We start from the raw sequence: 13,099 nt of genomic DNA, 5'->3' as shown, positions 1-13,099 counted from the left end.
GGACGGGAGTGCGGGATGTTCAACGCGATCGAGGAGCTTTTCGCGCCGGCGCGCAGGCATACGGAGGAGGAGCGGAATCGGCTGGAGCTGTGCCGTGACGATGTGGGGGACGGGGATCCGGGCGAGGGGCCCATCGACCTGGACTCGGGGCATGTGGTGATCCGGCCGCGGCGGGGGTGACATTCCCCAATCCCGCCCCTTCCCGGCTGCATCGATTTGCGGCTCCGCCGCGTGGGGGGCTGCGCCCCAGACCCCGGACCGCGCTGCGCGCGCCACGCGGCGGAGCCGCACATCGAGCACAGCCTCAAACGCCGGACGGGCTGAAAAATCCAGCCCGTCTGGGGGCACCTCCTGGGGGCACCCCCAGCGGTAGCTGGGGGAGGTAGCTGGGGGAGTTTGAGGACCGGGGGTCCGGGGGCGGAGCCCCCGCCCTGTGGCGGAGCCGCATATCGGATACAGCGGGAAGGGGCGGGGTGGGGAAAAGTCACCCCCGGGCACGCGCCGGTACTCGCTCCGGTGTCGGCGGGTCCGGCAGCAATTCCTCCGCCGGTTCGATGCTGATGCGCGGCAGCCGGCGGTCCAGCCACCGCGGCAGCCACCAGTTCGCCCCGCCCAGCATGTGCATCAGCGCCGGAACCAGCAGCGTCCGCAGGACGAACGCGTCCAGGGCCACCGCCGCCGCCAGGCCGATGCCGAACATCGAGATCACCCGGTCCCCGCTCAGCACGAACGCCAGGAAGACCGAGATCATGATGACCGCCGCCGAGTTGATCACGCGGCTGGTCTCGGCCAGGCCGACCCTGACCGCCCGGCGGTTGTCGCGGGTGGCCAGCCACTCCTCGTACATCCGGCTCACCAGGAACACCTGGTAGTCCATGGACAGCCCGAAGAGGACCGACACCATCACCACCGGCAGGAACGGCTCGATCGGGCCCGCCCCGCCCAGGCCGAGCGCTTCGCTGCCCCAGCCCCACTGGAAGACCGCGACGATCAGGCCGAAGGAGGATGCGACGGCCGCGATGTTCATCACCGCCGCCTTCAGCGGTATGCCGATGCTGCGGAAGGCCAGGAGGAGCAGCACACAGCCCAGCCCCACGACCGTCCCGACGAACAGCGGCAGCTTGCCGAGGATGACTCCCGCGAAGTCGTCGTAGCTCGCGGTCACGCCGCCGACGTGGACGTCCAGGCCGGTGCCCTCGGTGGCCTTCGGCAGCACGGTCGTGCGGAGCCGCTCGACGAGGTCGCTGGTGGCGCGGGACTGCGGGGAGGTGGTGGGGACGACCGTGATGACGCCGGTGTCGCCGCTCGGGCTCAGCGTGGAGTGGCCGGCGGAGGCGATGCCCGGGGTGTGCCGGAGGGTGTCGGGGAGCTTGTTGAAGGCGAGGCGGTCGGCGGCGCCGTCGAGCGGGGTCACCAGGGTGAGGGGGCCGTTGACGCCGGGGCCGAAGCCGCGGGCGACCATGTCGTAGGCCTGCCGGGTGGTGCTGGTGGCGGGGTTGTTGCCCTGGTCGGAGGTGCCGAGGTGGAGGGAGAGCGTCGGCAGGGCCAGGACGAGCATCACGGCCGCGGCCACCGCGCCCAGCAGCTTGGGGTGCCGCTCCACGAACGCGGCCCAGCGGGCGGCCAGGCCCGTGGGCGTCTCGGGGCTCGGGCCCGTGTCCGCGAGGCGGCGGCGCTCGCGGCGGCTGAGGGCCCGGGGGCCGATGACGCCGAGCAGCGCGGGCAGCAGGGTGACGGAGGCGGCGACGGTCAGGACGACGGTCAGCGACGCGGCTATCGCTACGCCGTTGAGGAAGCCGAGCCGCAGGACGAGCATGCCCAGCAGCGCCACGCACACGGTTCCGCCCGCGAAGACCACGGCGCGCCCGGTCGTGGCGACGGCCCGCTCGGCCGCCACCGCGACGGGCAGGCCCTGCCGGAGGCCCTTGCGGTGCCGGGTGACGATGAACAGGGCGTAGTCGATGCCCACGCCGAGCCCGATGAGCGTGCCCAGCATCGGCGCGAAGTCGGCGACCTTGAGGAGGTGGCCGAGCAGGACGGTGCCCATGGCCGCCGTGCCCACGCCGACGACGGCCGTCGCGATGGGCACCAGGCTGGCGGCGAGGGAGCCGAAGACGAGGAAGAGGACGACGGCCGCGACGGCCACGCCGATGATCTCGCTGAGGTGGCCGCTGGGGCTCTCGGTGCCGCCGATGCCACTGCCGCCGAGGGCGACCTCGAGGTTGCCGGTGGCGGCCTGCCGCGCGGTCTCGACGACCTTGCGCACCTGGGCCTTGTCCGGGGGGCCGCCGTGGGTCTCGAAGGTCACGGAGGCGTAGGCGGTGTGCCGGTCACGGCTGATGCGGTCCGCGCCCTCGCTGCCGTAAGGGCCGGTGACGGAGGTGACCCCGGGCAGCCGGGCGATCTTGTGCAGGGTGGCGGTCATGCGCTGCTCGACGGCGTCGGCGCGCACGGTGCCGTGCTCGGTGTGCCAGACGATGCGGTCGTCGCCGCCCGCGCCCGGGAACGCCTTCTCCAGGAGGGCGGTGGCGCGCTGGGACTCGGTCCCGGGGACGCCGTAGTCGTTGCTGTAGGCGGAGCCGCTGAGGGTGGCGGCGGCGGTGGTGCCCGCGAGGGCGACCAGCCAGAGAACGATCACGGCGAAACGGCGGCGCAGGCACCACCGGGCAAGTGAGGTCATGAGCCGCTTCCCGGGTATCGCGTCGTTCTCGCCGGGGAGTGACCCGTGGTTCCGAGCGCTGAGCAACTGGGCAGAAGGGCCCCGCCGGGCCCTGCCGACCTACTCTGGCAGCCGGAAGAGATCCTTTGTCCTCTTTGTGGGTTAAACCACAAAGAGGACAGGAATGCGGACGGTACCGAAGGGTTCGAGCGGCCGGCTCAGTGGAAGCCGTGCCGGTCGTGGGCGACGTCCACGATCACGTGGTTGCCCCACTGGAAGACCCGGAACGGCAGCCTGCGGCGCACGCCCAGGCCGATCTGGCTGTAGCCCTCGAAGCTGCCCCCGAAGCGGGTGTCGCGGAAGGCCCGGTAACCGCGGAGGTTCACCTCCGGCAGCGGCTCCCGCGCCCTGCCGTCGTAGATGGCCTGGCCCGTCTCGGGGTCGCAGCTCGGCGCGGCCACCCGCACCTCCAGGACGGCCCCGCCGCCGATGGGGATGACCTCTCCCGAGCCCTCCTGCCGCAGCTGGTCGACGTAGCCGACGCGGAAGCCGATGGGGCCGTGGACGTCCGGGCCGAGGACGTCCAGCACCATGCGGTCGTAGCAGGCGTGCCGACTGGTTCTGATGTCCCTGAGCGGCTTGTAGTCGGTCTCGGTGCTGACCTTGGGGCGGCTTCCCCAGTGCGTGGCGCAGCCCGCGCCCTTCGGGGCGGGCCGGGCCGCCTCGGCCGCGCCCACCGTGCTCGTCGGCAGCGCCACCGCCAGCCCCGCGCCCGCCAGCAGGAGCGCCGCCAGCCCCTTACTCAACCGTCGCATTGCTACCCCCGGCCTTTCCCAGCCTTTCTCGTGCGGGCACGTGGTCCGGGCCCGCTGCCGGGATCATGCCGGACCGATGCGGAGCATGGGGGGCGTACTACCGAATTCAGGCCGTCCCGGGGTAATCGGGGCAGCCCCAGGCTGACTTGGACCCTCGATCATCGGGCTGTCGGGCCATCCGGCCGTGCACTGATACGACGACGGCCGCCCCTCTTCGCAGATGAAGAGGGGCGGCCGTCGTCGTACGGGACCCGGAGGCGTCAGCCCTCGACGCCCAGCTTCTCCAGGCTGTGCTGATTATTCTTTCGCGCCAAGGCGCTCAAGAATGAGCTCGCGCACACGCGCCGCGTCCGCCTGGCCGCGCGTGGCCTTCATGACCGCGCCGACGAGCGCACCCGCCGCCGCGACCTTGCCGGCGCGGATCTTGTCGGCAATGGCGGCGTTGGCCGCGATGGCCTCGTCCACGGCCGCGCCCAGCGCGCCCTCGTCCGAGACGACCTTGAGGCCGCGCTTCTCGACGACCTCGTCGGGGCCGCCCTCGCCCGCGAGCACGCCCTCGATGACCTGGCGGGCCAGCTTGTCGTTGAGGGAGCCCTCGGCGACCAGCGCGCACACCCGGGCGACCTGCTCCGGGGTGATCGCCAGCGCGGCGAGGTCGACGCCGTCCTCGTTGGCGCGGCGGGACAGCTCGCCCATCCACCACTTGCGGGCGGAGGCGGAGTCGGCGCCGGCCTCGACCGTGGCGACGATCAGGTCGACCGCGCCCGCGTTGAGGATCGACTGCATGTCGTGCGCGGAGACGCCCCACTCCTCGCGCAGCCGGTTGCGGCGCACGCGCGGCAGCTCGGGCAGGCCCGACCGCAGCTCCTCGACCCACTCACGGGCGGGGGCCACCGGCACCAGGTCCGGCTCGGGGAAGTAGCGGTAGTCCTCCGCCTCTTCCTTGATCCGGCCGGAGGTCGTGGAGCCGTCCTCCTCGTGGAAGTGACGGGTCTCCTGGACGACCTTTTCGCCCGCGTTCAGCACGCCGGCGTGGCGGCTGATCTCGTAGCGCACGGCGCGCTCCACGGAGCGGAGCGAGTTGACGTTCTTCGTCTCGGAGCGCGTGCCGAACGTCTCGCTGCCCTTGGGCATCAGCGAGAGGTTGACGTCGCAGCGCATCTGGCCCATCTCCATGCGGGCCTCGGAGACGTCGAGCGCCTTGATCAGCTCGCGCAGCTCGGCGACGTACGCCTTGGCGACCTCGGGAGCGCGCTCGCCCGCACCGGTGATCGGCTTGGTGACGATCTCGATGAGGGGGATGCCGGCCCGGTTGTAGTCCAGCAGCGAGTGCAGGGCGCCGTGGATGCGGCCGGTGGCGCCGCCCACGTGCGTGGACTTGCCGGTGTCCTCCTCCATGTGGGCGCGCTCGATCTCCACGCGGAAGACCTCGCCGTCCTCCAGCTGGACGTCCAGGTAGCCGTTGAAGGCGATCGGCTCGTCGTACTGGGAGGTCTGGAAGTTCTTCGGCATGTCCGGATAGAAGTAGTTCTTCCGGGCGAAGCGGCACCACTCGGCGATCTCGCAGTTCAGCGCGAGGCCGATCTTGATCGCGGACTCGACGCCGGTCGCGTTGACGACCGGGAGGGAGCCGGGCAGGCCGAGGCAGGTGGGGCAGGTCTGCGAGTTGGGCTCGGCGCCCAGCTCGGTGGAGCACCCGCAGAACATCTTGGTCTTGGTGCCGAGTTCGACGTGCACCTCGAGGCCCATGACGGGCTCGTAGGCGGCAAGCGCGTCCTCGTACGACACCAGTTCAGTGACGGTCACGGAAAACTAACCTCTCAAGTCCCGGTTCAGCCCGCGAGGACGTCGTCGCTGTTCATGCGGCGCAGCTCGCGGACGAGCAGGGCGACGCCGGTGACGATGGCGGCGGCCGAGACGACGGCGTCGACCAGCTGGAGCGTGTCCTGCTCGACGCGTGCCTTCTTGGCCTGCTTGGCGACGCTGAGGGCGCCGAACAGGGTGGTGCCGATGGACAGGTACGTGCCGGCCTTGGACTTCTTGAAGCCCTTGGCCTTCTTCAGCGCACTCTGCTTGTCGTTGCTCACAGCGACGGTGCCTCCTCCAGCAGCGGGTGGCCCCAGCGGGCGGTGAAGGCGGCCTCGACCGCGGCACCGACCTTGTAGAGCCGGTCGTCCTTCATGGCGGGAGCGATGATCTGCAGACCGACGGGCAGCCCGTCCTCCGGGGCGAGGCCGCACGGCAGCGACATGGCCGCGTTGCCCGCCAGGTTGGTCGGGATGGTGCACAGGTCGGCGAGGTACATCGCCATCGGGTCGTCCACGCGCTCGCCGATCGCGAAGGCGGTGGTCGGGGTGGTCGGCGAGACCAGCACGTCGACCTGCTCGAACGCCTTCTCGAAGTCCCGGGTGATGAGCGTGCGGACCTTCTGGGCCGAGCCGTAGTACGCGTCGTAGTAGCCGGAGCTGAGGGCGTAGGTGCCCAGCATGATCCGGCGCTTGACCTCGGCGCCGAAGCCCTCCTCACGGGTGAGGGCGGTGACCTCCTCGGCGGACTTCGAGCCGTCGTCGCCGACCCGCAGGCCGTAGCGCATGGCGTCGAAGCGGGCCAGGTTCGAGGAGCACTCGGAGGGCGCGATCAGGTAGTACGCGGCGAGCGCCAGGTCGAAGGAGGGGCAGTCCACCTCGACGATCTCGGCGCCCAGCTCCTTGAGCAGTTCGACGGACTCGTCGAAGCGCTGGACGACGCCGGCCTGGTAGCCCTCGCCCCGGAACTGCTTGACGACGCCGATGCGCATGCCCTTGACGTCGCCGTTGCGGGCCGCCTCGACGACCGGCGGGACCGGGGCGTCGATGGAGGTGGAGTCCAGCGGGTCGTGGCCCGCGATGACCTCGTGCAGCAGGGCCGCGTCGAGGACCGTGCGGGCGCAGGGGCCGCCCTGGTCCAGGGAGGACGAGAAGGCCACCATGCCGAAGCGGGAGACCGCACCGTAGGTCGGCTTGACGCCGACGGTGCCGGTGACGGCGGCGGGCTGGCGGATGGAGCCGCCGGTGTCCGTGCCGATGGCCAGCGGGGCCTCGTAGGAGGCGAGGGCGGCGGAGGAGCCGCCGCCGGAGCCGCCGGGGATCTTGGTGAGGTCCCAGGGGTTGCCGGTGGGGCCGTAGGCGCTGTTCTCGGTGGAGGACCCCATGGCGAACTCGTCCATGTTGGTCTTGCCGAGGATGACGACGTCCGCGTCCTTGAGGCGCTTGGTGAGCGTCGCGTCGTACGGCGGGATCCAGCCCTCGAGGATCTTGGAACCGACGGTGGTCGGGATCCCCTTGGTGGTGAAGATGTCCTTCAGCGCCAGCGGGACGCCGGCCAGCGGGCCGAGCTTCTCGCCGCGCTCCCGCTTGGCGTCCACCTCGCGGGCCTGGGCGAGCGCGCCCTCGCGGTCGACGTGCAGGAAGGCGTTGACCTTCTCGTCGACGGCCTCGATGCGGGCCAGGTGGGCCTCGGCGACCTCGACTGCGGTGAGTTCGCCGGTGGCGACCTTGGCCGCGATCTCGGCGGCGGTGAGCTTGATGATGTCCGTCATGCGGGTCAGTCCTCCCCCAGGATCTGCGGCACCTTGAAACGCTGCTGCTCCTGGGCGGGGGCGCCGGAGAGCGCCTCCTGGGGGGTCAGCGACGGGCGGACTTCGTCCGCCCGCATGACGTTGGTCAGGGGCAGCGGGTGGGAGGTCGGCGGTACGTCCTCGTCGGCCACATCGGAAACGCGGGCGACCGCGCCGATGATCACGTCGAGCTGTTCGGCGAAGTGGTCGAGCTCTTCGGCCTTCAGCTCCAGACGTGACAGCCGGGCGAGGTGGGCGACCTCCTCGCGCGTGATGCCAGGCATGCAGCGATCCTCAGGGTGGGTGTGTAAGTTTCGCCCCAATCCTATGGCGCGGGGGTGTGTGCCTGCGAAACGGATTCGCTGGGCGGGGTGGATCTTTCCCCGATCCCGCCCCTTCCCGGCTGTATCGGGGAAAGAAAGCCACCGGCACCCCTACGTGACCGGCTGGTCGGCGTCTTCCTCGGCGGTGGCCGGAGCGACCGCCACGGGCGGCGCGTCCTCCCGGCGCCAGCCGGACTCGCGGAGGCGCAGCCACGCCGTCGTCTCGTCCGGCGGCATCGCCGCAGCCACCAGCCACCCCTGCACCGCATCGCAGCCCAGGTCCCTCAGCCGCTCCCAGGTCTCGTCGTCCTCGACGCCCTCGGCGACGACGAGGAGGCCCAGCGAATGGGCGAGGTCGAGTGTGCAGCGGACGATCTCCGCGTCCTCGTTGTCGATGGCGAGGCGGGCCACGAAGGAACGGTCGATCTTCAGCTCGCTCACCGGCAGGCGGCGCAGGTGGACGAGGGAGGAGTAACCCGTGCCGAAGTCGTCGAGGGACATCTTCACGCCGTGGCCGGTGAGCCCGGCGAGCGTGTCGGCCGCGCGCTGGGGGTCCTCCAGGAGGACGTGCTCGGTTATCTCCAGCTGGAGCGCCCCCGGGGGCACGCCGTGCCGGGCGAGGCGCGCGGCGACCGAGCCGGCGAAGCCGGGGGTGTGCACGTCGCGCGGGGAGACGTTCACCGCGACCGGCACCTCCAGGCCCATGGCCCGCCACTTCGCGACCTGGCAGAGCGCAGTCTCCAGGACGTACTCGGTGAGCCGGGGCATCAGCCCCGAGGACTCGGCAATCGCGATGAACTCGTCCGGCGAGACCCGGCCCCGCTCCGGGTGGACCCAGCGCACCAGCGCCTCCAGGCCCTCGACATGGCCGTCGAAGCCGACCTTGGGCTGGTAGTGCAGCTCGACCTCGCCCGCGTCGAGCGCCCGGCGCAGATCACCCAACAGGCCCAGCCGGTCGGGGGTGTTGCCGTCCCGGCGGGCCTCGTAGACCTCGACCCCACTGCGGTCGCGCTTGGCCTGGTACATCGCCACGTCCGCGCGGCGCAGCAGCCCTTCGGCGTCCAGCGCGTGGTCGGGGTAGACGGCGACGCCGGCGCTGGCCTCCAGCACGAGGGTGAGGCCGTCCAGGTCGAGGGGCGAGCCGAGGTCGGCGACCATCGAACGGGCCACGCGCTGGGCGCTGGTGAGGGAGTCGGCGAGGGGGAGCAGCACCGCGAATTCGTCGCCGCCGAGGCGGGCGGCCTCCGCGTCGCGCGGGAGGGCGAGGCGCAGCCGCTCGGCTATCTGGAGGAGCAGCCGGTCCCCGGCAAGGTGTCCGAGAGTGTCGTTGACGGACCGGAAGCGATCGAGGTCGATCAGTACGAGCGCGGCCCGCGCCCCGGCCTGTTCGGCCTCGTCCAGGGCGGTCCAGGTGCGCTCCAGCAGCCACTGGCGGTTGGGGAGGCCGGTGAGGGGGTCGCGCAGCTGTTCCTCGGCGCGGGCGCGGGCGATCCAGAGCGTGGAGTCGAGGGCGATGAGCGGGACCGCGAAGAGCGGGAGGAGGAGGGGCGCGTGGTCGGCGACGACGGCGATGAGCGGGGCGATGCCGAGCAGGGCGCCGCCGACGAGGGCCTGCCGCATGAGGGCGGTGCGGGCGATGCTGGTCAGCGCGGCGCGCGGGGCCACGGAGTACCAGAGCAGGGCGCGGGTGACGGCGAGGTAGAGGAAGGCGGCGAGGGCGATCTTCGGGGCGTCGGAGGGCTGCCAGCCGTCGGGCAGCCAGGGGTCCTCGACGCTCGGATGGATGCCCCAGCCGGCCAGACCGAGCCCGGCGGCGGCGATGCCGAGGATGTCGACCGCGCCGTGGAGTAATGCCTGCCGCCAGCGGTGCCGCCGGGCGGTGGCCACGAGGGCCACCACGGCGATGCTGATCAGCACGGCCGGCAGCCAGCCGTAGAGCAGCAGGACGGCCAGGGTGAGGGCGGCGCCGGAGCCGGTGCCGCCCCACCAGCGGTCGCGTCCGAGGGCGACGAGATGGGCGACGATGAGCGCGGTGAGCGTCGCCAGGGACCAGCCGGCGGCGTGGCCTGGGAAGAGGGCGCGGCCCGAGCCGACGGCGCGGAACGTCCCGGCCACGAGGGCCAGTGCCGCCGAGGCCACGCAGACCGTCGGCAGCGCGGGCGGGAACAGCCGGCGCAACCGCGATGCTGGTTCGGCGCTGTCGGTGGGTTTCATGCCCGTCCCTCTCACAGCCGGCGGTGCCCGCGCCACGGCAGGCGCACATCTCAACAGTAGGCCGCAGAAGGCTACGGCGGGCAGCGATCGGCAGGGGTTGCCCGAATGCGATCCGGCCTCAAGTAGCCATCTGCTATGCGCTGTAGGGGTAATGCCCACTGACTATGCGGGCATTACTCCGCTGGGGTGGCCTCCTGGGGCACGGCGGCCTCGCGCGCCGCCTCGGGCCCTTCGTTCAGGAGTACGACGAAGCCGTCCTCCTCCAGCACGGGAACCTTCAGCTGCATCGCCTTGTCGAACTTCGAACCGGGGTTGTCACCCACGACCACGAAGTCCGTCTTCTTCGACACCGAGCCGGTCACCTTCGCGCCCCGGCTCTGCAGCGCCTCCTTGGCCGCGTCGCGGGTGTAGCCGGTGAGGGTGCCGGTGACGACGACGGTCAGCCCGGCCAGCGGCCGCGGCCCCTCGTCCACGGCGGCCTCCTCCTCCATCCGGACGCCCGCGGCCCGCCACTTCTCGATGATCTCGCGGTGCCAGTCCTCGGCGAACCACTCCTTGACGGCGGTGGCGATGGTGTCGGAGACGCCGTCCACGGCGGCGAGTTCCTCCTCGCTCGCCTCGGCGATGCGGTCGACCGACCGGAACTCGCGGGCCAGCGCGGCCGCGGCGACGGGGCCCACATGACGGATGGACAGGCCGTTGACGATCCGGGCGAGCGGGCGCTGCTTGGCGGCCTGGATGTTCTCCAGCATGGCCAGGGCGTTCTTCTTCGGCTCGCCCTTCTGGTTGGCGAAGAAGGTGACGACCTTGGGCTCGCCCGTCTTGGGGTCGATCTTGGGCAGGCCGCTGTCCGGGTCCCGCACATACGACTTGATGGGCAGCAGTTCTTCGATCGTCAGATCGAAGAGGTCGCCCTCGTTCGCCATGGGCGGGGTGGCGGGCTCCAGGGGCTGGGTGAGGGCCGAGGCCGCGACATAGCCGAAGTTCTCGACGTCGAGGCACTCGCGGCCCACCAGGTAGTAGAGCCGCTCGCGGATCTGGCCGGGGCAGGAGCGCGCGTTGGGGCAGCGGAGGTCGATGTCGCCCTCCTTCATCGGGCGCAGCCCCGTGCCGCACTCCGGGCACTCGGCGGGCATCACGAACTCCCGCTCGGTGCCGTCCCGCAGGTCCACCACGGGGCCGAGGACCTCGGGGATCACATCGCCCGCCTTGCGGATGACGACGGTGTCGCCGATGAGGACGCCCTTGGCCTTGACGACCTCCTGGTTGTGCAGGGTGGCGAACTCGACCTCGGAACCGGCGACCGTGACGGGCTCGAAGACCGCCTGCGGGGTGACCCGCCCGGTGCGGCCGACGCCCACGCGGATGTCGAGGAGCTTGGTGTTGACCTCCTCCGGCGGGTACTTCCAGGCGATGGCCCAGCGCGGGGCGCGCGCGGTGGAGCCGAGCCGCCCCTGGAGGGGGATCTCGTCGAGCTTGACGACGACGCCGTCGATCTCGTGCTCCATGGAGTGCCGGACCTTCGGCTGGCCGTAGTGCGCAATGAACTTCCGTACGGCGTCCAGCGAGTCGAACACCTCGGCGTGCGCGGCCGTCGGCAGGCCCCACTCGCGCAGCAGCTCGTAGGCGTGCGACTGGCAGTCGATGTCGAAGCCCTCGCGGGCGCCGACGCCGTGCACCACCATGTGCAGCGGGCGGGTGGCGGTGACGCGCGGGTCCTTCTGGCGCAGCGAACCGGCCGCCGCGTTGCGCGGGTTGGCGAAGGGGGCCTTGCCCGCCTCCACCAGGCGGGCGTTCAGCTCCTCGAACTTCTCCATCGGGAAGTAGACCTCGCCGCGCACCTCGACGAGGGCGGGGATGCGGTCGCCCTTCAGCCGGTCGGGGACGTCGGAGATGGTGCGGACGTTCGGCGTGATGTCCTCGCCGGTGCGGCCGTCGCCGCGGGTGGCGGCGCGGGTGAGGCGGCCGTTCTCGTACGTCAGGTTGACGGCGAGGCCGTCGACCTTCAGCTCGCACAGGAAGTGGTAACCCGCGCCCCCGCCCAGGTCCTTGGCGATGCGCTCGGCCCAGGCGGCCAGTTCCTCGTCGTCGAAGGCGTTGTCGAGCGACAGCATGCGCTCGCGGTGCTCGACGGCCGTGAACTCCGTCTCGTACGCGGCCGCGACCTTCTGGGTCGGCGAGTCGGGCGTGCGCAGCGGCGGGTACTCCTCCTCCAGGGCCTCCAGCGAGCGCAGCAGCTTGTCGAACTCGGCGTCGCTGATGACGGGGGCGTCCTTCACGTAATACCGGAAGCGGTGCTCCTCGACCTGCTCGGCCAGCAGAGCGTGCTTCTCCCGCGCCTCGGCGGGCACCGCCGCCTGCGCCGCGAACTCTTCGAGCGCTTCGCCTCGCCGTTCGACAGCCACCGTCTCGTCCTCCCGTTGTTCCATGAGCGCCGTCACTCAGGGTTGTCTGCGAGTGATTTCGCCGCCCGGACGCAGTGCGCGAGGGCCATGCGGGCATATGCGGGCGAAGCGCCCGCGAGTCCGCACGAGGGAGTCACCACCACGGACTCCGCGAGGGTCCCCGGTGCCAGCCCCAGCCTGCGCCACAGCGTCCTGACACCCATGACGCTACCGGCAGGGTCTGACAATGGGCCGTCCACGCCGGGCACCACACCGGCGAAGAGGGTCGTGCCCGCCTCTACCGCCTCACCGATCGCATCCTCATCACGCTCGGTGAGCAGCGAGAAATCGAACGAGAGCCCTGCGACCCCCGCGCGCCGCAGCAGCGCGAAGGGCACGCCAGGGGCGCACGAATGTACGACGAGCGCCCCGCCCGGTGCCTCCTCCGCCACCGCCGCCAGGTCCCGCAGGGCGTCCTCGACGACGGCCCGGTCCACGGCGCGGTAGGTGCGGTAGCCGCTGGCCGAGCGGACCCGGCCGGCCAGCACGGCGGGCAGGGAGGGCTCGTCCAGCTGGAGCACGACCCGGGCCCCCGGCACCCGGCGCCGGACCTCCGCCAGGTGCCCGCGGAGCCCCTCCGCGAGCGAGGCGGCCAGGTCACGGCAGGCCCCGGCGTCGTTCAGCGCCGCCTCGCCGCCGCGCAGTTCCAGCGAGGCCGCCAGCGTCCACGGCCCCACGGCCGAGACCTTCAGCGGGCCCTCGTACCCCTGGGTGAACTCCTCGAGCGCATCGAGGTCCTCGCCCAGCCAGGACCGGGCCCGCCGGGTGTCGCGCCCCGGCCGGTCACTGATCCGCCAGCCGCTGGGCTCCACGTGCGCGAAGACCTCCACCAGCATCCCGGCGGTCCGGCCGATCATGTCCGCGCCGGGGCCGCGCGCGGGCAGCTCCGGCAGGTACGGCAGGGCCTCCAGCGACCCCGTGACGGTCTTCGCGGCCTCCCGGGCGTCTCCCCCGGGCATCGAGCCGACGCCGGTGGCAACCCCGGCGCCCGGGCTCACGGACTTGTTCTTCTCGCTCACCGGTGAAGCGTACGAGACCGGGGGCGCGCG

10 protein-coding genes are annotated in these 13,099 nt (G+C 71.9%); 1 reads left to right on the top strand and 9 read right to left on the bottom strand.

Annotated elements, in window-relative coordinates:
• Positions 1 to 15: 15 nt before the first annotated feature.
• Positions 16 to 180, top strand: coding sequence for a DUF6191 domain-containing protein (locus AC1Z4A_RS23510; protein WP_483681829.1), 165 nt, complete (start codon positions 16 to 18; stop codon positions 178 to 180).
• Positions 181 to 484: 304 nt separating this feature from the next.
• On the opposite strand, the gene AC1Z4A_RS23505 is transcribed toward AC1Z4A_RS23510, so the two are convergent.
• From AC1Z4A_RS23505 to AC1Z4A_RS23465, 9 genes are all read right to left on the bottom strand, one after another.
• Complete coding sequence (locus tag AC1Z4A_RS23505) at positions 485 to 2,680, bottom strand: MMPL family transporter (protein WP_483681828.1); 2,196 nt, start codon at positions 2,678 to 2,680, stop codon at positions 485 to 487.
• A gap of 197 nt (positions 2,681 to 2,877) precedes the next feature.
• Positions 2,878 to 3,474, bottom strand: coding sequence for an AMIN-like domain-containing (lipo)protein (locus tag AC1Z4A_RS23500; RefSeq protein WP_483681827.1), 597 nt, complete (start codon positions 3,472 to 3,474; stop codon positions 2,878 to 2,880).
• A 297-nt stretch (positions 3,475 to 3,771) separates the two neighbouring features.
• Entirely contained in the window at positions 3,772 to 5,280 is a 1,509-nt protein-coding gene (gene gatB / locus AC1Z4A_RS23495) for an Asp-tRNA(Asn)/Glu-tRNA(Gln) amidotransferase subunit GatB (protein WP_483681826.1), read from the bottom strand.
• Positions 5,281 to 5,306: 26 nt separating this feature from the next.
• Positions 5,307 to 5,561 (bottom strand): hypothetical protein, encoded by a 255-nt coding sequence (locus tag AC1Z4A_RS23490; RefSeq protein ID WP_483681825.1) that lies wholly within the window; start codon positions 5,559 to 5,561, stop codon positions 5,307 to 5,309.
• On the bottom strand, positions 5,558 to 7,051 hold the full coding sequence (gatA, locus tag AC1Z4A_RS23485) for an Asp-tRNA(Asn)/Glu-tRNA(Gln) amidotransferase subunit GatA (RefSeq protein WP_483681824.1): 1,494 nt from the start codon (positions 7,049 to 7,051) through the stop codon (positions 5,558 to 5,560). The genes AC1Z4A_RS23490 and gatA overlap by 4 nt, the downstream gene beginning before the upstream one ends.
• 5 nt (positions 7,052 to 7,056) lie before the next feature.
• Positions 7,057 to 7,353: an Asp-tRNA(Asn)/Glu-tRNA(Gln) amidotransferase subunit GatC gene (gatC, locus tag AC1Z4A_RS23480; RefSeq protein WP_086568054.1), complete on the bottom strand. Its 297-nt coding sequence runs from the start codon at positions 7,351 to 7,353 to the stop codon at positions 7,057 to 7,059.
• 150 nt (positions 7,354 to 7,503) lie between these two features.
• Positions 7,504 to 9,606, bottom strand: coding sequence for a putative bifunctional diguanylate cyclase/phosphodiesterase (locus tag AC1Z4A_RS23475; RefSeq protein ID WP_483681823.1), 2,103 nt, complete (start codon positions 9,604 to 9,606; stop codon positions 7,504 to 7,506).
• Between the two features lie 173 nt (positions 9,607 to 9,779).
• On the bottom strand, positions 9,780 to 12,035 hold the full coding sequence (gene ligA / locus AC1Z4A_RS23470) for an NAD-dependent DNA ligase LigA (protein ID WP_483681822.1): 2,256 nt from the start codon (positions 12,033 to 12,035) through the stop codon (positions 9,780 to 9,782).
• Positions 12,036 to 12,043: 8 nt separating this feature from the next.
• Positions 12,044 to 13,069, bottom strand: coding sequence for a methionine synthase (locus AC1Z4A_RS23465; RefSeq protein ID WP_483681821.1), 1,026 nt, complete (start codon positions 13,067 to 13,069; stop codon positions 12,044 to 12,046).
• Between the last annotated feature and the right edge of the window lie 30 nt (positions 13,070 to 13,099).

This window comes from Streptomyces sp. 17_S59, assembly GCF_056930295.1.
This window is presented reverse-complemented; position numbering and strand designations above follow the sequence as displayed.